Below are 20,297 nucleotides of genomic sequence, written 5' to 3'. Positions count from 1 at the left end.
GTCTGGCACGCGCCGGAGGATCGCTTGACGAAGCGGACCACAGTCCGATAGCTTGCGGACATTCGGACCACGGTCCACTTAATGGGAGATCGACATGCTCAAAAAAGTGATCACCGCCGGCGCGCTGGCCCTCATGGTGCTCGGCGCCCCCAGCTCGTACGCCGACTCGGCCCCCGGCAAGGTCGTCCACCACTCCCACAAGGAGACGGGCACGCCCTGCGAAGGGCTCAAGGGCTGCACGTACGTCCAGCTGAAGGGCGACCCGAGGACCGGCCCTTCGGAGGCCATGTTCACCCTCAAGGCCGGCACCCCCTTCGACCCGCACTGGCACACCAGCCCCGAGCACGTCGTCGGCGTCTCGGGCGTCATGCTCTGGAACGTGAAGGGCCACAAGACCTACCGGATCGGCGCGGGCGACTACCTGTACTACCCGTCGAAGGCGGAGCACTGGGGCAAGTGCGCCCCGGGCGCCGACTGCGTCTACTACGTGTACGACTCCAAGCCCTACGACTTCCACCCCGCCGACCGCTGACCCGGCGTCGTCCGGCGGGCGCGGAAGGTGCGGCGGTAGGCGTCCGGAGGCAGGCCGACCGTGCGGTTGAAGTGCCGGCGCAGCGTGGCCGCGGTGCCCATGCCGGTGGCCTCGGCGATGGCGTCCACGCTGTCGTCGGTGGTCTCCAGGAGCTCCTGGGCGCGGCGGATCCGCTGGGTCAGCAGCCACTGCAGCGGGGTGGTGCCGGTCATCGACCTGAAGTGGCGGCCGAGGTGACGCGAGCTCATGTTCGCCCGGCGGGCCAGGTCCTCCACCGTCAGGGGCCGGTCCAGGTGCCGGCCCGTCCAGGCGAGCAGGTCACTGAGGGGGTGGCCATGCGGCTCGGGTACGGGCGTGGCGACGAACTGGGCCTGGCCGCCGGGCCGGTGCGGCGCCACGACCAGGCGGCGCGCGATCGTGTTGGCGACCGCCGAGCCGTGGTCGCGGCGGACCAGGTGCAGGCACAGGTCCAGGGCGGCGGCCTTGCCCGCGGCGGTGAGCACGCTGCCCTCGTCCACGTAGAGCACGTCCGGATCGACCTCGACCAGGGGGTGGCGGGCGGCCAGCGTGTCGGTGTGGGCCCAGTGGGTGGTGGCCCGCCGCCCGTCCAGCAGGCCGGCCGCGGCCAGGACGAAGGCGCCCGTGCAGAGCGAGGCGACCCGCGCGCCCGCCCCGTGCGCCGCGCGTACGGCCGCGACGAGGTCGGCCGGCGGCTCGACGTCCACCTCGGCCCAGCCGGGGACGATCACGGTGTCGGCCCGTACGAGCAGGTCGAGCCCGGCGTCGGGTTCGAGCAGGAACCGCCCGTCGGCCCGCACGGGGCCCGCCCCGCAGATCACCGGCTCGTACCACCGATCGACGGGGACGGGCGGGGGCGAGCTGAACAGCTCGTAGGCCAGGGCCAGCTCGAAATGCAGGATCCCGTCGGCGACGGCTATCGCGACCGTACTCACGTCCGGAATTGTACGCATCACGTCGTTCCGGACGCTCGTGCGGAACCGTCGGGGATCGCCAGGATGTCCACATGACTGATGCGGACATGAACCAGATCACGGTGGCGGTCTACGGCGCGTACGGGCACACGGGCCGCTTCGTGGTGGCGGAGTTGCTGCGGCGCGGGCTGGTCCCCGTCCTGGCGGGCCGGAACGGGGACGCGCTCAGGACGCTGGCGGAGTCGACCCCGGGAGCGGAGGTCAGGCAGGCGTCGGCGGACGATCCCGCGTCGCTGGACCGCGCGCTGGACGGCGTGGCAGCGGTGATCAACTGCGCCGGGCCCTTCGCCGTCACGGCCGCCCCCGTGATCGAGGCGGCCCTGCGCGCCGGCATCCCGTACGTGGACGTCGCCGCCGAGATCGAGGCCAACGTCGACACCTTCGAGCTGTTCGCCGAACGCGCCGGGGCTTCGGGAGCGGTGATCGTCCCCGCGATGGCCTTCTACGGCGGCCTGGGCGACCTGCTGGTCACGGCGGCGATGGGCGACTGGACCGGCGCGGACCAGGTGCACGTGGCCTACGGCCTGGACAGCTGGCACCCCACGACCGGCACCCGCGTCGCGGGCCGGGTCTCCCGGGAGCGGCGCGGCGGGCGGCGCGTCCGCCACGCCGGCGGACGGCTGGAGTACCGCGACGACCGGGCGCCGGCCGAGAAGTGGTCCTTCCCCGAGCCGACCGGGACGCGCGACGTCGTCGCGGAGTTCTCGATGGCCGACATCGTGACCGTCCCGAGCCACCTGGACGTTCCCGAGGTGCGCACGTACATGACCGTCGAGGCGGCCGCGGACGTGGCGAGCCCCGACACCCCGGCCCCGGTCGCGGCCGACGAGTCCGGACGGTCGGCGCAGCCGTTCGTGGTGGACGTGGTCGTGCGCTCGGGAGCCGAGGAACGGCGGGCGGTGGCTCGGGGCCAGGACATCTACGCCGTCACCGCGCCGCTCGCGGTGGAGGCCGTCCAGCGCGTCCTCACCGGCCGGACCAGGGCCGCCGGGGTCGCCTCGGCGGGGAAGATCTTCGACGCGGCCGACTTCCTGCGGGCGCTGTCACCCCACATCGTGGTCGAGCTGGACGTCCCGGCCCATACCGGCTGAGTGGGCTTCAGCCCGGCACCACCGACAGCTCGCACGCGTAGGAGTCGGGCGGCGCGTTCAGCGCCCAGACGACCATCGCGGCCAGCGACCCCGGCCGGATGCACACTTCGGGGTCGTACGGGCGCCCGAAGGCGGCCCTGACCTCGCCCAGCAGGTCGGTCGCCGTCGCCGCCGGAAAGACCGTCGTGACCCGGACCCCGTGCACGGCCTCCTCCTCCCGCAGTGAGTCGGCCAGTTCGCGCAGCGCCGCCTTGCTGGCCACGAACGCCGACCAGCGCGGGACGCCGGTCAGCCCGGGGGAGGCGTTCACGAAGATCACGTGACCCTTGGAGCGCCGCAGCGCGGGCAGCGTGAGCCGGACGAGCTCGGCGGCGGAGGCCACGTTCACCGCCATGGTGCGCCGCCAGGTGTCGGGGCCGGACTCGGCGACCGCCTCGACGGGGGAGATCCCCGCGCAGTGGATTACCGCGCGGATCTCCGTCAGTTCCTCCGCCAGCGCCTCGACCGCGGGGGCCAGCGACGCGGGGTCGGCCAGGTCGGCCTCGATCCCGCGGACCTCCAGCCGCCCGACGTCGCGCCCGACGGCGATCACCCGGTGCCCGGCCTCGCCGAGGGCGGCGACCAGGGCCTGCCCGATGCCTCCGGTGGCCCCGGTCAGCAGCACGTTCCCCATGCCGGCCGATCATCGCGAACCTCGGGTGCGGAAGGCAACCGGATTCCCGCCATCGCGGACGCCGGGCCGCATCCATCGGGAACGGTTCGATTTCACCTCTGGTGCATCAAGCGTATTCAGCGTACGTTACTCAGCACTCAGTATTCAGAGTGTGACATGTTACAGATGCAAGAGGTCACCGTGAAGATCCACACAATCGCGGCCGGGCTGCTGGCCACCGGTCTTCTCGCCGCCGGATGCGCCACCGGCGGCACCGGCACGGCCAAGAAGCCGGCCCCCACGATTGCCGCCTCCACCTCCGCCGAGTTGTCCGGCGAGGTCAAGGTGTGGTCGTTCGACGTCGGAGCGACCGCGCTCAAGCGCCTGGCGCCCGAGTTCACCAAGCTGCACCCGAAGGTGAAGGTCGACGTGATCGACGTCGGCTACGACAACATCTACGAGAAGGTCACGGTCGGCATGCAGTCGGGCACGGGCCTGCCCGACGTCGTGCACCTGGAGGACGAGCGGGTCGCCGGCTACGCCAAGAACTTCCCCAACGGGCTGGCCGACCTCGGCCCGGTCGCCGGCAAGCTCAAGGCCGACTTCGACCCGGCCAAGTGGCAGACGGCCTCCGGCGAGGGCGGCAAGCTGTTCGCGCTGCCGTGGGACTCCGCGCCCGTCGGCCTGTTCTACCGGCGTGACTACTTCGAGCAGGCCGGGATCAAGGCCGACGACATCCAGACCTGGGACGACCTGATCAAGGCCGGCGAGACGCTGAAGGCCAAGACCGGCAAGAAGCTCATGGTCTCCGACCTGGGCAACAGCGAGCCGTTGTTCACCACCTTGTTGCAGCAGCAGAAGCAGGGCAGGTTCGTGGACGGCAAGGTCGCGGTCAACACGCCCGCCGCCGTCAAGGCGCTGACGGTGATCAAGACGTTGAACGAGAAGGGCCTGCTCCAGAACGAGCAGGGCTGGGACGGCCGGGTCACCGCCACCAAGGAGGGCAAGGCGGCCGTCGCGCCCACCGCCGTCTGGTGGACCGGCACGCTGGTGTCGGAGATGCCGGAGCTCAAGGGCAAGTTCGGCGTGATCCCGCTGCCCGCGTTCGAGCCGGGCGGGGTGCGCACCTCGGCCAACGGCGGTTCCATGCTGGCGGTCACGGGCCAGACGAAGAACCAGCAGGCGGCATGGGCGTTCGTCGAGTTCGTCACGGCGAACAAGGACAGCCAGCTGTCGATGATGAAGCAGGAGTCGCTCTTCCCGGCCTACCTGCCCGCGCTGGCCGACCCGTACTTCTCCGAGCCGGTCGAGTACTTCGACGGGCAGCCGGTCAACAAGATCTTCGCCGACCAGGTGCGGAACATCCCGGCCGTGGAGTCCAGCGACGACGACGCCGAGGCCAGCGAGCTGCTGAAGAAGCTGCTGCAGCGTGCGGTGGTGGGCGGCAAGGACCCCAAGGCCGTGCTCGACGAGGCGGCCGAGCAGATCGCGTCCGCCACGAAGCGGGAGATCGCATGATCCTTCGGCGCCGTCTGGTCCCCTGGATCTTCGCGGGACCCGCCGCCGCGCTGCTGGCGCTCTTCTTCGCCTACCCGCTCGGGGCCAGCCTGCTGCAGAGCCTCCAGCGCACCGAGGACGGCCTGACGGAATGGGCGGGCCTGGAGAACTACCAGCGCCTCCTGCACGACGACAGGTTCCTGCAGTCCCTGGTCAACGTCGGGCTGATCCTGGTCGTCCAGGTGCCGATCATGATCGGGCTGGCCCTGGCGCTGGCGTATGTGCTCAACCAGTCGTGGCTGCGCTTCCGTGCCACGCTGCGGATCGCGTACTTCCTGCCCGCCGTGACGACGCTGGTGGCCTATGCGGTGGTCTTCCGGGTGCTGCTGCGCACCGACGGAGGCATGGTCAACCAGTTGCTCGGCGCCGAGATCGCCTGGCTGGACGACCCGGCCTGGGCCCGGGTGGCACTGATCGCGTCCATCACCTGGCGGTGGACAGGCTACAACATGATCATCCTGCTGGCGGGGCTCCAGGCCATAGGCAAGGAGCAGTACGAGGCCGCCTCGATCGACGGGGCCGGGCCGTTCCGGTCCTTCGTCAGCGTGATCGTGCCGCAGCTCAAGCCGGTGATCCTGTTCTGCTCGATCACCTCCACGATCGGCACGCTCCAACTGTTCGACGAGAACAAGCTGCTCACCGACGGCGGCCCCGACGACGCGACCACGTCGCCGATCCTGCTGCTCTACCAGGTCGGCTTCAAGCAGTTCGACTTCGGATACGCGGCGGCGATGGCGTGGGTGGTGGTGCTGCTCATCGGGGTGCTCTCCTACGCCCAGTTCAGGTGGTTCGGGAAGGAGAAGTCATGAAACGCCTGCTGCTCTGGCTGTTCATGGCGGCCGGCGCGGTGATCAGCATCGCGCCGTTCTACTGGATGTTCGTCGCCTCCACGCACGACACGAGGGAGCTGTTCCGCAGCCCGCCCCCGTTCCTGCCCGGCGACGCCCTGCTGGACAACCTGAGGTCGCTGGAGGAGACCATCGGCTTCTCCCGCGTGGTGCTCAACAGCCTCGGCACGGCCGTCGTCTACACCGCGCTGTCCGTCCTGGTCAGCGCGATGGGCGGGTACGGCCTGGCCAAGTACCGCTTCCGCGGGCGCGGCCTGCTGCTCGCGGTGATCCTGGCGACGATGATGATCCCGTTCCAGGTGCTGCTGGTGCCGCTGTTCCAGATGATGGCCAGCATCGGCTGGGTCGACTCCTACGAGTCGATCGTCGTCCCGTTCCTGGCGAACTCGTTCGGCATCTTCCTCATGCGCCAGGCCTTCCTCGACTTCCCCGACCAGCTCATCGAGAGCGGCCGCCTGGACGGGGCGGGAGACCTGCGCATCTTCTACGGGATCGTGCTGCCCGTGGTCCGGCCCCAGCTCGGCGCGCTGGTCATCTTCACCTTCATGAGCCAGTGGAACTCCTTCATCTGGCCCCTGCTCATGCTCACCAGCGAGGAGAAGTACGTCCTGCCGGTCGCGCTCAGCCACCTCACCGGGCTGACCCGCGTCGACTACTCCGGCCTGATGCTGGGCGCGCTGCTGGCCACGCTGCCGCTCATGCTCATCTTCTTCGTCTTCCAGAAGCAGTTCGTCTCCGGGCTGCTCGGCGGAGCGGTGAAGGGATGAGGTCTATGACGTAACTCACCCCTCCCCGGCGTCACGTCTCGCCCGCGTATCCCGTCTTGAAGGCGAGACGAAAACGAGGAGGGTCCGATGCGCTCACCGGTACGGAAACGTCTGTCGTCGGGGCTCGGTCATTGGTCGTTCATGTTCGCCGAGGTGGCGATCTGGTCCTTCGCCGTCCTGGTGGTGACCGGGCTGTTCCTCATGGTGTTCTTCGACCCGGACATGTCCCCGGTGCTCTACCAGGGCGTCTACACGCCGCTCAGCGGCGTCCCGGTCAGCAGGGCGTTCGACTCGGCCATGCGGCTGAGCCTGGAGGTGCGCGGCGGGCTCTTCGTCCGGCAGGTGCACCACTGGTCGGCGCTGGTGTTCGTGGCGGCGGTCGCGCTGCAGCTGCTGCGGATGTTCGTGACCGGCGCCTTCCGCCGGCCGCGCGTGCGGCAGTGGCTGATCTGGGTGACGCTGCTGGCGCTGGGGATGGCCGCGGGGGAGACCGGCAACATCCTGCCCGACGACATGCTCTCCGGCGGCAGCGTGTGGCTGATCCGGTCGGTCCTGCTGGCCGTCCCCTTCGTGGGGTCGTACGCCACGCAACTGCTCTTCGGCGCCGACTTTCCCGGCAACGCCATCATCCCCACCCTGTACTGGGCGCACGTGCTGGTGATCCCGCTGGTCATGGTCGCATTGCTGGCCGCCCGCGAATGGCTGGTGCGGCGGCACGGGCACTCGCGGTTCGCCGCGCCCGCGCCGGCCCGCGCGGGCGTCCGCCCGCTGATGGCGGGCGCGACCATCGGGGTGCTCGTCATCCTCGGCCTGACCTTCCAGATCGCCCCCATATGGCTGTACGGCCCCGCCGGCCCCGGCCAGATCTCGGCCGGATCGGTGCCCGACTGGTACATGGGCTTCCTCGACGGCGCCCTGCGGATCATGCCGGGCTGGGAGCTGACGATCGGGGGGTACACGCTCAGCCTCGCCGTCCTGGTGCCCACGCTGGTGGTGCCCGGGGTGTTCTTCACCGTCCTGGCCGGCTACCCGCTGGGCGAGCAGGTCGTCCTGCGGCGTCTCCACCGGCGGGACGCGCTCGGCCGGCCCAAGAGCACGAGCCGCCTGGCCGCCGAACGGACCGGCCCGGCCGTGCTGGACCGGCCGCGCGAGGCGCCCGTGAAGACCGCCGTCGCCGCCGCCGGGGTCGCCTTCTACGGGCTGCTGTGGGCCGCCGCGGCCAACGACCAGCTCGCCCACCAGTTCCAGCTCTCGGTGGAGGCCGTGACCGTCTTCTTCAGGTACGCCGTCATCGTCGGCCCGGTCGTCGCCTTCTGGCTGACCCACCGGCTCTGCCTGGGCCTGGGCCTCCAGGACCGGCACGTCCTGGAGCACGGACCGGAGAGCGGCGTGATCGTCCGGAGCGCGGGGGGCGGGTTCCACGAACGCCCGATGCGCGTGGAGCCCGAGCGGCAGCCGGCCGTCACCGCGCCGCGCGACTGACCGGACAGGTGAGCCCGCTTGACCTTGACACTGTGACAAGGTCTTCACTGGTCGCCGAGGAGGTGGTCGCGATGACCAGGCAGGAACAGGATGCGGACGTGTCCCGCGCCTTCGAGGGGCTGGCCGACGAGGACCCGTCGGTGCGGCTGCGGGCCGCCCTGGGGGTCGGCACGACGCCCGACCCGCGCTACGTCGGCAAGCTCGTCGAGCGCTGCGCCGTCGAGCCGGAGTTCCACGTGCGCGACATGCTCACCTGGGCGCTCACCCGCCATCCGGCGGCGCTGACGGTCCCGAGGCTGCTCGGCGAACTGCGGTCGGAGCGCGCGCAGGCACGGAGTCAGGCGTTGCACACACTGTCCAAGATCGGCGACCGGGGTGCGTGGCCGTCGATCACCCGGGAGCTGCTGACCGACGCCGACGACGAGGTGGCGCGCAGCGCCTGGCGGACCGCGGTCGTGCTCGTCCCCGAGGAGGAGAAGCCGGCGCTGGCCGCAGTATTGTCGACACAGCTCGGGCGCGGCCGGCGTGAGACGCAGCTGAGCCTGAGCCGGGCGCTGGTCGCGCTCGGTGAGGTGATCGAGCCGGCGTTGCGCGCCGCGATGACCGCCCCCGACCCCGGCGTGCGCACGCACGCCGGAGCCACGGAACGGCTGCTGCGTGACCCGGAGGCCGGATTCGAGTTCGCGATCGAGGAGGCGAAGCGCGTCGTGGCACTCGGCGCCGGCGGCCAGGAGGGATGATGGGCTGTGCTGATCGGCGACGTGGCCAGGCGGTCCGGGGTGAGCGCCCGCATGCTCCGGCACTACGACGCCCTCGGCCTGGTACGCCCGACGGGCCGTAGCGGCGCCGGCTACCGCGAGTACTCCGGCGAGGACATCCGGCGGATCTTCCACATCGAGAGCCTGCGCTCGCTGGGGCTGTCGCTGCGCGACGTCGGGCGGGCGCTCGACGATCCCGGCTTCACTCCCTCGGCCCTCGTGGACGACCTCATCCGCCGGACGCGGGAACGCATCGCGGCCGAGACGGAGCTGCTCACCCGGCTGCGCCGGATCGACGCCGCCGAACCCGCCGGCTGGGAGGACGTGCTCCAGATCGTCGCCCTCCTGCACGCGCTGGGGTCGAAGAACGCCGGCAGCCGCCAGAGCGCGGCCCTGGCCTCGGCCGACGAGGTTCCGGTGCCGGTGGAGGCGCTGGTCGAGGCGGCGCTGAGCGAGAGCGACCCGAACGTCGCCGGAGCGCTGCGATGGGCCCTGGCGCGATCGGGCGACGACGCCTCGGCGCTGCTGGCGGAGGGCCTGCGCGCACCGGCGGCCGAGGTGCGCGCACGCGCCGTCCGGTCGATCGCCGAGCTCCCGGACGACCGGGCGACCGAGCTGCTGCGGGACGCCCTGACCGACCCCGACGTCGTGGTCCGCCGGCCCGCGGCCCTGGCTCTCGGGGCACGCGGGGTGCCCGACGCGATCCCGGCGCTCATCGACATGGTCGTCGAGGGCACCAACGACGTCGACGCGGCCGACGCCCTGAGCAGGCTGGCGGGCCGTCCGGGCGCGGCGGACCCGATCGCCGCCGGGCTGGTGGACCGCCTCGCCCGCAGCTCCGCCGACCCGTCCGCGCGCCTGCGGCTGACGCAGGCGCTCGCCGACATCCCGGGAGCGACCGCCTCACGTGCCCTCGCGGACCTGTCACACGACGACGACCGCGCCGTGGCGCTCACCGCCACCTACATCCTGGGCATCCGCGACACACGCTGAACGCGCGGACGCCGTGGTCGTTCATCCCGCGTTCCGCTGTGCCGCCGCGGCGGCCTGGCCGAGGCCCTGCCGGATGCGGCTCTCGACGCGCGCGACCGCGCCCGTGCCGACCGCCATGCTGTTGCCGGTGACCTGGGCCTGACCGGTGACGAAGATGCCGTTGTTCAGGATGGTCGTCTGGCGGTCGCGCAGGTCGCTCACGTCGACGTTGTGCTCCTCCAGGAAGTCGGCGACGGCGTCCATGATCCGCTGCTCGGCGGCCTTGACGTACATCTCCTTGTCGAGCTGCTGGAAGTAGCGGTGGTAGAGGTGGTCGGTGGCGTGCTCGCGCGGGTTGTAGGCCGCCCCGTAGTTGAAGGTGTGGCCGCGGATGGCCTTGATGCTCGCCTTCTGCTGCCGCCTGCGCCTCCTGGGCTCCGACACCGCGGCGAGGGTGTTGGGCAGGGCCAGCACCAGCCCCGCGAAGGTGCGCCCCAGCGCCGAGAGCGCCATCCGGGCCATCCGCTCCGACGGCGCGCAGTTGACCAGCCGGTCGACCTCGCGGTACGACTCCCGCAGCGGCGGCAGCAGCGAGTAGCCGGCCTCGGTGAACATCATCCCCTTCTCGGCGAGCAGCACGAACCGGAGGAAGATCGAGATGACCACCTCGCCCTCCCACCCGGTCACGCTGACCGTGAGGTAGGGGCGGGCCCTCGTGCGGGGGTTGTCGCGCAGCTCGTGGATGAACCGCTCGCTCACCGTGGGCACGGGCGGCAGCAGGGCGTCGGGCAGCACGGCCGCCTGGAGCTCGGGGTCGGTCTCGTAGCGCAGGTCGAGGCCGTTGACGAAGAGCTTGTCGCCGACGGTGAGACCGGGCAGGCCGAGGGCGGCGATCTCGGCCGCCACCCGGTCGTAGAGCTCGCCGACGGCGAAGGGCACGACGGTCTCGCCGGGCCTGGCCTTGGCGACGTTCATGGTGAACGACCAGTTGTTGATCCTGCTGCCGTAGCCGACGAAGGGGGAGTAGTCGGCGAACACCGTGACGTTCCCGGCGCCACGGTCGGCGATGTCGACCAGGTGGTCGCGCAGCGCGGGCGAGCTGGGCAGCGGCGCCTCGGCCGGGTCGAAGGAGTCGCGGGTCAGCTTGGTCAGGATGACCGACTCGTAGGCGTCGTAGAGCTCCACGAAGACGACGAGCCAGGCCAGGAAGAGCGGGAGCAGGACGAGCGAGCTGGACAGCAGGGCCAGCGTGGCCAGGGCGAGCACGGCCAGCACGGTATCGCGCACGCGTTGGCGTCTTTGGGCCATCAGGCCGTATTTGAGCATCGTGGCCAGGTCGACGCCGGGGGACTGGGCGACGGCCCGGAACCGGTCATGAAGAATGGAACGAATGGTGGAATTACGCACTTTCGCATCGAGCAGCATGGCGATGCAGAGATATCGCGTCACCTCTGTCGCGGCCGGGCGATCGCGCTGGAAATGGCGGCCACAATTTGCGCAGACCTGGGAATCGGCGAGGTTGGGGCTGTCGCAGTGACCGCAGTTCATCGGCTCGTCCTCTTGTCGGGGAATCCGTGGAGCCTGACGTTACCCCGACTTTAACGAGCGTGTATCGCGCGCCGCCATGCGAGAAGAATGCGCCTTGACGACATCATTTATTAAATGCCGATAAATGAACCGCGGCGGCAGAGGCCCGTCACACGCTTCTCACGGGTGCCAACCTTTCGCCACGCCCACAGCGTCTGGAGGGCATCGAGCCTAAGGAGAGACGTTGGATCGCGACACCGCCTTCCGGGCGTTCGTTGATGCTCACCAACGCCCGTTGACGCGCCTGGCCTACCTGCTCACCGGAGAGGTCCACCTCGCGGAGGACCTCCTCCAGAGCGTGTTCGTCCGGATGATCGGGCGGTGGTCGAGGTTACGCCACGTCGGCAACCTTGACGCCTACGCGCGCAAGATGATGGTGAACCAGTACATCTCGTGGCGACGTCGCCGCAGCTCGGACGAGGTGCCGAGCGCCGAGCCGCCCGACCGCGCGTACGTGAGCGATGACTCCGCCGTGCTGCGGATCGTGCTGCGCCAGGCGCTCATGCGGCTGACGCCCAAGCAGCGCGCCGTGCTCGTCCTGCGCTTCTACGAGGACCGGACCGAGCGTGAGGTCGCCGACCTGCTGGGTTGCTCGGTCGGCACCGTCAAGAGCCAGGCGCACCACGCGCTGGCCCGCCTGCGGACGCTGGCCCCCGAGCTGGGGCCCAGACTGCCCGTCCTGGACGACCCGGCCCACAGTGAGGGGGCACGCCGATGACCTGGCTCGGAGATCAGCTCGGCCGCATCGCGGAGGACATGCCGGAGCGCGACCTGGCGGCCAGGGCGTTCGAGGCTCATCACCGCAGGCGGCGCAACGTCATGGCCCTGGCCGCCGCCGTGGTGGTGGTCGTCGTCGTGCTCGCCGCCACCGTCGGCGTGCGGGCGCTGCCCGGCGAGCCGCGCGCCGCCGTGCGCCCGGCCCAGCCGCCCGAGCGGTCCGTCGTCAAGGTCGGCGTGGTGGCGAGTGTGGAGTCGGCGCCGGTGTTCGTCGCGCTGGGTCAGGGCTACTTCAGGGAGGAGGGGCTGACGGTCGTCCCGCAGATCGTCTCCGGGGCCGCCGCGGCGGCCCCGGAGCTCGACCTGGGCAGGCTGGACCTGGCGCAGACCGACTACGCCTCGCTCTTCAAGATGAACGAGGGCGGCAAGTCTCTCCGGATCGTCTCCGGCCTGCACCGGGCCGCGCCCGGGAGCTTCGCGATCGCCGTGCACCCCAGGTCGAGGACCCGGACCGTGGCCGACCTCAGGAGGAAGAAGATCGCGATCCCGAACCTCGCGGGGCTCGGGCCATTGGCGCTGGAGGCCGCGCTGAAGCGAGCCGGGCTCACGTCCCGGGACTTCCTGCTGGTCGAGAAGCCCTACCCCGAGATGCTCCTCGCCATGGACAAGGGGCAGGTCGACGCCGCGCTGCTGGTGGAGCCGTACGTCACTGTCGGCCGTGAGACCGGGCGCGCGCGGATCGTGGAGGACCCGATGACCCGCGGGTTCGCGAACCTGTACACCGCCGGCATTTCGGCCACCGACCGGTGGATCAGGGAGAACCCCCGCACGCTGGCGGCCTTCCGGCGCGCGCTGACCAAGGCGCAACACCTGATCGCGACCGACCCCCGGCAGGTACGCGACGCGCTGCCCAGCTACACGAAGATCACCGGGGCGGCGGCGGCACAAGCCGAGATCGGCTCCTTCCCCGCCGAGCTGGACCTCGCGGAGCTCCAGCGGATCGCCGACCTGGCCCGCTCCCACCGGCTCATCGCCCGCCCGGCGGACCTCGGGACGGCCGTCGCGAAGGGCGGCTGAGCTCAGATCTCCTTGAGGAAGACGATCGCGTCCGCCTGGTGGACGGTGGCGGGGTCGAGGGACAGATAGGTGTGGTCCGCCGGGACGCGGGGCGCCGGCGTGCCGTCGAGCGCCCCGGCCAGGCGGCGGGGGTCCACGACGACGCGGTCCTCGGGCAGGGCCGACAGGATGCCTTCGAGGGTGCCGGGCGCTGGCACGTCGGTGCCCCGGGAGCCGAACCCGGCGGCGGCGAAGGCGTACCGGTCGCCGAGATCGGCGGCGAGGACGGCGCCCGCGCTCCACCATCGCAGCGGCTCGCCCGCGAACCACAGCCGGCTCTCGTCGCGCTGCAGGTGTCGGTTGTGGGCGAACACGAGGGTCGGGCCCCGGCGGTCCTCGCGCCGGACGATCGCGTCGAGGTTGCCGGCCATCATCGTGTCGCGCAGGCTCATGAGCGTGCCGAGGCGGGCGGGCGAGGGGTCGGCCATGGCGGCGTGGTAGCGCAGCAGCCCGGAGGCGGTGCGGGCGTACAGGCCGGCCCGCCAACGGTCGCCCTCGGACGTGACGGCCGCCAGACGGGGGGCGTGCGCGGTCAGCAGCACGCCCAGGTCGTCGGCGATCAGGCGCAGTTCCTTGACCTCCGGCGTGCCGCCGATCGACCGGGAGGGGTCGGTGAGGGCGGCCGGGTCGGTCCAGCGTTCGTCGGGGCCGAGCAGCGCGTCGAGGGCGTCGTGGGGCAGGGGCAGGTCGAGGTGGGGGGCGAGGTGGTCGTACAGGGCGGTCAGGGCCGGGCGTGGGGCGGCCGGGCCGGTGATCTCCACGGGGGCGTCGAAGCCGTCGAAGCGCAGGTGTTCCCGCGGCGGACGCCGCTCGTTGCGGGCGCGCATCCAGCGCAGGAGCTCGCGGTTGGCGGCCGAGGCGCCGAACCCGTGGCTGAAACCGCGGCTCATCGCCTCGTCGAGGGTGCCCGCGCCGCCGGTGACGTACGCGTCGGCGGCCAGGCCGGCCAGGCAGTCGCTCTCGATGGCGATCGACCGGTAACCCTCGTGCTCGACGAGATGACGGAAGAGCTCGTTGCGCAGCTCAAGGAAGGCTTCCACGCCATGGGTGGGCTCGCCGAGACCGAGGACGCGGACGCCGGGGGGCAACAGCGCGGTCAGGGCGCCGCCGGAGAACGGCTGGGCGGCGTCCCGGATCGGGGTCGTCATGGCTTCAACCGTATCGTTGAACTCGTCGTGTAAGCTTTCGGCCGAACTGCAGGCGTTCGGGAAGGCTTACCTTCAAGATGCGGCCCATCGATCTGGCGCGGGGGCACGGGCTGTCCACGCAGGCCGTGCGCAACTACGAGGACGCGGAGATCCTGCCGCCGTCCAGGCGCTCCCCGCACGGCTACCGCGTCTACACCCCGCGCCACGCGGCGGCGCTGCGGACGTTCCTGGAGTTGATCCCCGCCCACGGGCACGCGACCGCGACGGCGATCATGCGGGCCGTCAACGGCGGCGGCGTCGAGGAGGCGCTGCGCCTGATCGACGACGGCCACGCCCAGCTCGCCGAGGACCGGCGCACGCTGGAGGCCGTCGAACGCGCGCTGCGCGACCTGGCGCCGCCGCGCGAGCTGGAACCGGGCGTCACGTTCATCGGCCCGCTGGCCCGCCGCCTGCGCATCAAGCCGGCGACGTTGCGCAAGTGGGAGCGCGCGGGGCTGACCGTGCCCCGGCGCGACCCGCGCACCGGCTACCGCGTCTACACCTCCGCCGACGTCCGCGACGTGCTGCTGGCCCACCAGCTCCGGCGCGGCGGCTACGGGCTGGAGCAGATCCGCCAGGTGCTGGACCAGGTGCGCACGGCGGGCGGCCCCGAGCCCCTTCAGGCGACGCTCCGCGACTGGCGCGACCGGCTCACGTCCAGGGGCCTGGCCATGCTCACCGGCGCCGCCGCGCTGGACGCCTACCTGCATGAGCGGAACTTTGACACCGGAAGGGGCATCTAACACGCCGTGGAAGCGTCGAACGGCGGGGAACCGCAGCGTATCGGGCAATACTGGCTGGCCGGACGGCTCGGCTCCGGCGGCCAGGGCGTGGTGTACGACGCCTACGACCCCGAAGGCCGCCGGGTCGCGCTCAAGGTCCTGCACATGGCCGACAGCCCGGTCAGCCGCGAGCGGTTCGCCAAGGAGGCGGCGGCGGCGAGCCGGGTGGCGTCGTTCTGCACGGCGCGGGTGCTCGACTGCGACCTGTCGGGCAGCAGGCCGTACATCGTCAGCGAGTACGTGCCGGGCCCCAGCCTGCGCCGCGCGGTCGAGCAGGGACGCCGGTTCGCCGGGGACGACCTGCACCGGCTGGCCACGGCGATCGCCACCGCCCTGACCGCCGTGCACGACGCGGGCGTGATCCACCGGGACCTCAAGCCGGACAACGTGCTGCTGGGCACCGACGGCCCCCGAGTGATCGACTTCGGCATCGCGCGCACCATGGACATGTCGCTGACCAGGACCGGCGAGGTGGCCGGCACGCCCACGTACATGGCGCCGGAGGTGTTCACCGGGCAGCGGGCGGGCGCGCCCGCCGACGTGTTCGCCTGGGGCGCCATCATCGTGTTCGCCGCCACCGGCGCGGACCCGTTCCGCGCCGACAACCTCGGCGGGGTCATGCACCGGGTGCTGTCGGCGCAGCCCGACCTGAGCGGGCTGCCGCCCCGGCTGGCCTCGCTGGTGTCGGCCGCGCTGGAGAAGGACCCGGCGGCCCGCCCCACCGCCCGCGACCTGCTGCTCGCCCTGGTCAGCGGCAACGCCGCCGACACCCGCGGGCTGCTGACGGCGGGCAGCCGCGCCGCCAGGGGCGTGCACGTGCCCGAGCAGGCCGACCCGGCCCTCGGCACGATCGCCGAGGACGCCTACGGCGCGCTCGCCCCCGAGGAGCGCGAGCTGGCCGCCGAGGTGTTCCTGCGCCTGGTGACGGTCACCGACGACGGGCACGAGGCCGTGCGCTGGGCGATGAAGGAGGACCTGCTCGCCGGCCGCTCCGAACGGGAGACCCGGGCCATCGAGCACATCCTCCAGGTGTTCTCCTACCTGGTGACGCAGAAGGACGAGGCGGTGGCGCTGTCGCGCCCCGCGCTGCTGCGCGCCTGGCCGCGGCTGCGCGTGTGGGTGGACGGCGACCGCGACGGCCTCGCCGTGCTCGGCCAGCTCAGCGGCGCCGCCCGCCAGTGGGCCGACAACGGCCGCAAGGACGGCGACCTGCTCCAGGGCAGCCGCCTCGACCAGGCGCTGACCTGGGCCGCCACCGGCCGCAGGCACATCACGCTGACCCCGCTCGAACGTGACTTCCTGGCCGCGGGCACCGGCCTGACCAGGCGGCGGGTGCGCCGCCGGCGGCTGACCACGGCGGCGCTGGCCGGGCTGCTGGTGGTGGCGCTGGCGGCGGGCGGCCTCGCCGTGCTGCGCGGCAGGCAGGTGAGCGAGCAGAGCCGCCTGGCGGAGACGCAGCGCGACCAGGCGGTCGGACGGCAGGCCGCCGCCGAGGCCGACCGGCTGCGCACGACCGACCCGGCCAGGGCGATGCTGCTCAGCGTGGCCGGCTGGCGGCTGGCCCCCGGCCCCGGCACACGGCGCAGCCTGACGTCCTCGCTGACGATGCCGGAGAGCGCGGTCTTCCGCGACCCCGGCGCCAAGGGCCGCCCCGCCGCGGCGTCGGCGGCCGGCGGGCGGGTCCGGGCCATCGCCGGCGAGGACGGCGTGCGGGTCTACGACGTGCCCTCCGAGCGGCAGACCGCGTTCTGGCGGTGGCCGGACGGCCTCGACGCGCTGCCGTCGGCGGCGGCACTCAGCCCGAGCGGGCGCACGCTGGTGGTCGTCAGCAGGGACACGGCCTACGCCTGGGACACCATGACCGGCGCCAAGCTGCGCGAGCACCGCGTCGGCGAGGGCAGCCCGAGCGTGCACGTCACCTTCGACGGGAACGAGAACCTGGCCGCGGTGATGCGCGAGAACACCCTGGAGTTCCTGTGGGACACCAGGACCGGCGCGTCCTACACCCCCGAGCTGGAGGCGGACGTGGCCCCGGTGATCGCACCCTCGGGGGCGTACGTCGCGGGCGTCGGGCCCAACCAGGGCGGGCTGAAGGTGATCCGCCTGCCCGGCCTCACCGTGGACACCCGCCTGCCCAAGGCGTGCGGGCCGGTGGTGGCGTTCACGCCGGACAGCAGGCGGCTGCTGTGCGCGAACGGCGACGTCTCGGCCTTCGACCTGGCCACCGGCAGGAAGGTGCCCGACACCGACCGGCCCTTCTGGCAGGAGTCGGCCCTGGACGACACGCTGAACGGGCGGCTGCGGCTCAGCCCCGACGGACGCCGGATGATCGCCGTCGAGGGCCGCACCCTGCACCTGCTCGACGCCGACGACGGCGACGAGCTGGCCCTCTACCGGGCGGAGGGCGAGCCGGAGGACGTCTGGCTGGAGGCCGACGGTCACACCGTCCGCTACCTTCTCGACAACTCGACCATCACCGCCGACCTGACCTCCCGCCTGCCCTCGTCCCGGCTGCCGCAGGGCTACGAGCTGGACGCCTTCAGCCAGGACGGCCGCCTGGCCGCCGCCACCAAGGACGCCGGACCGGTGCGCGTGTGGGACGGCCGCCGGCTCGGCGTCCCGATGGCCGGCAGCGCGGGCGTCGCCGGGCAGTTGTTCGACCCGGCGGGCGCACGGCTGGCCGCCGACGGCCAGGACTCCTCGACCGGCCTCTGGGACGTCGCCACCGCCCGCCGCCTGTGGCGGCACCCCGTGCCGCGCACGCAGAGCGTGGTGTCAAAGGCGTTCACCCCCGACGGCGGCCGGCTGGTGCTGTCGCTGAAGGAGCTGAGCGAGCGGGACGCGCTCAACGAACTGGTCGTCCTCGACACCGGCACCGGCCGGGTGCTCGCCCGGCACCCGCTGAGCACCGGCACGGGCACCATCATGTCCACGCGCGACGGCACAGCGGTCGTGACCAGCAGCGGCAAGACCTACGACCTGCGCACCGGCAAGGCCGTCGGCCCCGGCTTCAACCGGTCGGGCCCGGCGATCGCGCTCAGCCCCACCGCCCAGGTGCTCGCCCTCGGCTCGGCCACGGTCGAGCTGTGGGACGTCGCCAAGGGGGCCGAACTGCCGCCCGCGCTGCGCGTGGCCGCCCGCGCGCAGGTCGAGACCGTGCTGTTCAGCCACGACGGCTCGCTGCTCGCGCTGATCAGCAGGTCCATCGGGGAGACGTTCGACGACGTGTACACCGTCCAGGTCTGGGACGTCGCCTCGCGCGAGCGCATCGGCTCCTTCCCCATCGGCATCCTCGACCGGCTCGCCTTCAGCGCTGACGACCGGACCCTGTACGTCTCGGGCAACACCTCGGGGACGATCATCCGGATCCCCGTCGGCGCCGAGTCCGTGGCCCGCCTGGTGTGCGAGCGCGCGGGCCGCACGATGGGCGAGGAGGAGTGGCGGCAGTACCTCAAGGACGTGCCCTACCGCGACGTGTGCCCTGGCGCGCGGCGCGGACGGTCGTGACCCTGGGCGGCACGCGCAGGGTCAGCATGGCGACGTCGTCGTCGTTGTCGTCGGGCCGTACGCGCTTCAGCAGCAGGTCGCCGAGCGCGTTCAACGGCCGGTGGGTGTGGGCGGCGGCGTACCGGCTCAGGCGGGCCAGCCCCTCGTCCAGGGAATGCCTGGGCGACTCGATCAGCCCGTCGGTGTAGAGCACGAGGGTGGACTCCGGCGGCAGCTCGACGACCGCGTCGGTGCGATCGCCGCGGAGTCCGGTGCCCAGCAGCAGGCCCTGGGCGTCCTCCAGGAAGCGGGTCCGGCCGTCGCGCTCGACCAGCAGCGGCGGCGGATGGCCCGCGTTGCTCCAGCTCAGCAGCCAGCGGCCGTCCTCGGCGTGCTCCAGCCGGGCCAGGACGACGGTGGCCATGGTGGCCTGCGCCATGCGCACCACCGCGCGGTCGAGGCGGTCGAGGATCGTGCTGGGCAGGTCGCGCTCGGCGCCGGCGTAGGCGCGCAGCATGTTGCAGACCTGGGCCATCCCGGCGGCGGCCTCCAGGTCGTGGCCCACCACGTCGCCGATCACCAGGGCGGTGGCGCCGTCGGGCATGGTGAAGGCGTCGTACCAGTCGCCGCCGACCTGCGAGGCGCGGGGGGCGGGCACGTACAGGGCGCTCATCTCCAGGCCGGGCACCGACGGCAGCCGGGGCAGCAGGTGGCGCTGCATGGTCTCGGCGACCCGGCGCTGCCGCTCGTACAGGCGGGCGTTGTCCAGGGCGAGGCCGGCGCGGCGGGCGATGTCCTCGACCAGCAGCAGGTCGGCGGTGGTGAACGCGCCGGCCCGCTCGGCGCGGCCCAGGGTCAGCGCCCCGACCACGTCGCGCACGCCGCGGATGGGCGCGATGCCCGCCGAGTGCATGCCGGTCCTGCGGAACAGCTCCTGCTGGAAGACGGCGATGCCGGAGTCGGGCGCGACCTGGTACGTCTCCGGCCCGGCCAGCGTCGCCGTGACCCCGCGCAACGCCCGCGACAGCGGCATCGGCGACTCCTCAGGCACGGCGGGCATCGGCCCCTCCAGATCCTCGTGGTGCACCAGGACGCCGTCCTCATGGTGGACGACGGCGGCGCGCGTCACGCCGCCGTGCTCGGTGAGCAGGTCCACCACCACCCAGTCCGCGAGCAGCGGCACCACCAGGCGGACGAGCTGGCGCAGCGTCTCGTCCACGTCGAGGCTGGCGGCGAGCGTCGTGGTGGTCTCCGCCAGCAGCGCCAGCCGGTCGAGCTCGGACATCGACGTCTCGTGCCCCGGCTCCCGCGCGTGCGCGCCGGGCTCCTCGGCGTCGTGGAAGAGCACCAGCGCCCCGACCCTGCCGCCGCCGAGCTCGCACGGGGTGACCAGCCAGGACGCCGGCAGCAGGGAGCCGTCGCCGCGTTCCAGCCACTCCCGCTCGCCCTGGGAGGTGCCGCCGGCGATGAGGGGACGCCGCATCGCGCACCGGCTGCGCGGCAACGTCTCGCCGCGCGGGCCGCGGTGCAGCAGGTCGTGGGCGTCGCCGCCGAGCAGTTCGGCGGCGGGCCTGCGCAGCAGCTCCTCGGTACGCGGGGAGACCTCGATGATGCGGCCCCGGTCGTCCACGACGTACGCGCCCGCGTGGGTCAGGTCGCCCAGCCGGCGGGGACGCTCGTCCTGCGGCGGGCGCGGCCCGGCATCGGGTTCGGGCACGTTCACGGTGTCGGCTCCTCCCATTACGCGGTGTCGATATGGCTGACCCTATGA

General features: G+C 72.4%; 17 protein-coding genes. 12 read left to right on the top strand and 5 right to left on the bottom strand.

Translation table 11 applies throughout. The annotated features are described in order from the left end of the window. Nucleotides 1-94: 94 nt before the first annotated feature. Nucleotides 95-532 (top strand): cupin domain-containing protein, encoded by a 438-nt coding sequence (locus ACIA8R_RS32360; RefSeq protein ID WP_397041791.1) that lies wholly within the window; start codon nt 95-97, stop codon nt 530-532. On the opposite strand, the gene ACIA8R_RS32355 is transcribed toward ACIA8R_RS32360, so the two are convergent. Beyond that, complete coding sequence (locus ACIA8R_RS32355) at nt 505-1,485, bottom strand: helix-turn-helix domain-containing protein (protein WP_397041790.1); 981 nt, start codon at nt 1,483-1,485, stop codon at nt 505-507. The two genes, ACIA8R_RS32360 and ACIA8R_RS32355, sit on opposite strands and share 28 nt — an antisense overlap. Nucleotides 1,486-1,556: 71 nt before the next feature. On the opposite strand from ACIA8R_RS32355, the gene ACIA8R_RS32350 reads away from it, so the two are divergent. Next, nucleotides 1,557-2,615, top strand: coding sequence for a saccharopine dehydrogenase family protein (locus ACIA8R_RS32350; RefSeq protein WP_397041789.1), 1,059 nt, complete (start codon nt 1,557-1,559; stop codon nt 2,613-2,615). Between the two features lie 7 nt (nt 2,616-2,622). On the opposite strand, the gene ACIA8R_RS32345 is transcribed toward ACIA8R_RS32350, so the two are convergent. Next, nucleotides 2,623-3,288 (bottom strand): SDR family NAD(P)-dependent oxidoreductase, encoded by a 666-nt coding sequence (locus ACIA8R_RS32345; RefSeq protein WP_364091843.1) that lies wholly within the window; start codon nt 3,286-3,288, stop codon nt 2,623-2,625. Between the two features lie 180 nt (nt 3,289-3,468). Between ACIA8R_RS32345 and ACIA8R_RS32340 the strand changes: the two genes are divergently transcribed. The 6 genes from ACIA8R_RS32340 to ACIA8R_RS32315 all read left to right on the top strand — a co-directional run bounded on the left by ACIA8R_RS32340 (nt 3,469) and on the right by ACIA8R_RS32315 (nt 9,672). Further along, the gene (locus ACIA8R_RS32340) at nt 3,469-4,785 is read left to right on the top strand and encodes a sugar ABC transporter substrate-binding protein (RefSeq protein ID WP_357699487.1); all 1,317 of its coding nucleotides are present in this window, start codon (nt 3,469-3,471) and stop codon (nt 4,783-4,785) included. After that, a complete protein-coding gene (locus ACIA8R_RS32335) occupies nt 4,782-5,633 on the top strand; it encodes a sugar ABC transporter permease (protein ID WP_357699489.1) in 852 nt (283 codons plus the stop codon). The genes ACIA8R_RS32340 and ACIA8R_RS32335 overlap by 4 nt, the downstream gene beginning before the upstream one ends. Continuing rightward, complete coding sequence (locus ACIA8R_RS32330) at nt 5,630-6,439, top strand: carbohydrate ABC transporter permease (RefSeq protein WP_357699491.1); 810 nt, start codon at nt 5,630-5,632, stop codon at nt 6,437-6,439. The genes ACIA8R_RS32335 and ACIA8R_RS32330 overlap by 4 nt, the downstream gene beginning before the upstream one ends. Nucleotides 6,440-6,526: 87 nt before the next feature. Continuing rightward, nucleotides 6,527-7,921: a cytochrome b N-terminal domain-containing protein gene (locus ACIA8R_RS32325; RefSeq protein WP_357699493.1), complete on the top strand. Its 1,395-nt coding sequence runs from the start codon at nt 6,527-6,529 to the stop codon at nt 7,919-7,921. 32 nt (nt 7,922-7,953) lie between these two features. After that, complete coding sequence (locus tag ACIA8R_RS32320; RefSeq protein WP_397041788.1) at nt 7,954-8,661, top strand: HEAT repeat domain-containing protein; 708 nt, start codon at nt 7,954-7,956, stop codon at nt 8,659-8,661. Between the two features lie 6 nt (nt 8,662-8,667). Continuing rightward, nucleotides 8,668-9,672 carry a HEAT repeat domain-containing protein gene (locus ACIA8R_RS32315; RefSeq protein ID WP_397041787.1) on the top strand — a complete coding sequence of 335 codons (1,005 nt, stop codon included), beginning with the start codon at nt 8,668-8,670 and terminating at the stop codon, nt 9,670-9,672. Nucleotides 9,673-9,693: 21 nt separating this feature from the next. On the opposite strand, the gene ACIA8R_RS32310 is transcribed toward ACIA8R_RS32315, so the two are convergent. After that, nucleotides 9,694-10,938 (bottom strand): hypothetical protein, encoded by a 1,245-nt coding sequence (locus tag ACIA8R_RS32310; protein ID WP_364091851.1) that lies wholly within the window; start codon nt 10,936-10,938, stop codon nt 9,694-9,696. Between the two features lie 484 nt (nt 10,939-11,422). Between ACIA8R_RS32310 and ACIA8R_RS32305 the strand changes: the two genes are divergently transcribed. Next, the gene (locus tag ACIA8R_RS32305; protein WP_364091853.1) at nt 11,423-11,956 is read left to right on the top strand and encodes a SigE family RNA polymerase sigma factor; all 534 of its coding nucleotides are present in this window, start codon (nt 11,423-11,425) and stop codon (nt 11,954-11,956) included. After that, nucleotides 11,953-13,032, top strand: coding sequence for an ABC transporter substrate-binding protein (locus ACIA8R_RS32300; protein ID WP_397041786.1), 1,080 nt, complete (start codon nt 11,953-11,955; stop codon nt 13,030-13,032). Before ACIA8R_RS32305 ends, ACIA8R_RS32300 begins: the two co-directional genes overlap by 4 nt. Before the next feature lie 2 nt (nt 13,033-13,034). On the opposite strand, the gene ACIA8R_RS32295 is transcribed toward ACIA8R_RS32300, so the two are convergent. Beyond that, nucleotides 13,035-14,219: an erythromycin esterase family protein gene (locus ACIA8R_RS32295; protein ID WP_397041785.1), complete on the bottom strand. Its 1,185-nt coding sequence runs from the start codon at nt 14,217-14,219 to the stop codon at nt 13,035-13,037. Nucleotides 14,220-14,296: 77 nt separating this feature from the next. On the opposite strand from ACIA8R_RS32295, the gene ACIA8R_RS32290 reads away from it, so the two are divergent. Together ACIA8R_RS32290 and ACIA8R_RS32285 are read left to right on the top strand one after the other, a co-directional pair. Next, nucleotides 14,297-15,001 (top strand): TioE family transcriptional regulator, encoded by a 705-nt coding sequence (locus ACIA8R_RS32290; RefSeq protein WP_397041784.1) that lies wholly within the window; start codon nt 14,297-14,299, stop codon nt 14,999-15,001. A gap of 6 nt (nt 15,002-15,007) precedes the next feature. Further along, complete coding sequence (locus tag ACIA8R_RS32285) at nt 15,008-18,547, top strand: protein kinase (RefSeq protein ID WP_397041783.1); 3,540 nt, start codon at nt 15,008-15,010, stop codon at nt 18,545-18,547. Here ACIA8R_RS32285 and ACIA8R_RS32280 read toward each other — a convergent pair. Continuing rightward, on the bottom strand, nt 18,492-20,249 hold the full coding sequence (locus tag ACIA8R_RS32280; protein WP_397041782.1) for a SpoIIE family protein phosphatase: 1,758 nt from the start codon (nt 20,247-20,249) through the stop codon (nt 18,492-18,494). The genes ACIA8R_RS32285 and ACIA8R_RS32280 overlap by 56 nt on opposite strands. Between the last annotated feature and the right edge of the window lie 48 nt (nt 20,250-20,297).

Source organism: Nonomuraea sp. NPDC051191, from assembly GCF_044455665.1.
In the GTDB taxonomy this organism is placed as follows: domain Bacteria; phylum Actinomycetota; class Actinomycetes; order Streptosporangiales; family Streptosporangiaceae; genus Nonomuraea.
Note: the sequence above shows the minus strand (reverse complement) of the source record. Positions and strands in the feature narration are given on the sequence as shown.

What these genes read in the sequence shown, in the direction of transcription:
- ACIA8R_RS32360 (WP_397041791.1), top strand. Translation starts at nt 95, where the DNA reads ATGCTCAAAAAAGTGATCACCGCCGGCGCGCTGGCCCTCATGGTGCTC.
- ACIA8R_RS32350 (WP_397041789.1), top strand. Translation starts at nt 1,557, where the DNA reads ATGACTGATGCGGACATGAACCAGATCACGGTGGCGGTCTACGGCGCG.
- ACIA8R_RS32345 (WP_364091843.1), bottom strand. Translation starts at nt 3,288, where the DNA reads ATGGGGAACGTGCTGCTGACCGGGGCCACCGGAGGCATCGGGCAGGCC.
- ACIA8R_RS32335 (WP_357699489.1), top strand. Translation starts at nt 4,782, where the DNA reads ATGATCCTTCGGCGCCGTCTGGTCCCCTGGATCTTCGCGGGACCCGCC.
- ACIA8R_RS32330 (WP_357699491.1), top strand. Translation starts at nt 5,630, where the DNA reads ATGAAACGCCTGCTGCTCTGGCTGTTCATGGCGGCCGGCGCGGTGATC.
- ACIA8R_RS32325 (WP_357699493.1), top strand. Translation starts at nt 6,527, where the DNA reads ATGCGCTCACCGGTACGGAAACGTCTGTCGTCGGGGCTCGGTCATTGG.
- ACIA8R_RS32300 (WP_397041786.1), top strand. Translation starts at nt 11,953, where the DNA reads ATGACCTGGCTCGGAGATCAGCTCGGCCGCATCGCGGAGGACATGCCG.
- ACIA8R_RS32295 (WP_397041785.1), bottom strand. Translation starts at nt 14,219, where the DNA reads ATGACGACCCCGATCCGGGACGCCGCCCAGCCGTTCTCCGGCGGCGCC.
- ACIA8R_RS32290 (WP_397041784.1), top strand. Translation starts at nt 14,297, where the DNA reads ATGCGGCCCATCGATCTGGCGCGGGGGCACGGGCTGTCCACGCAGGCC.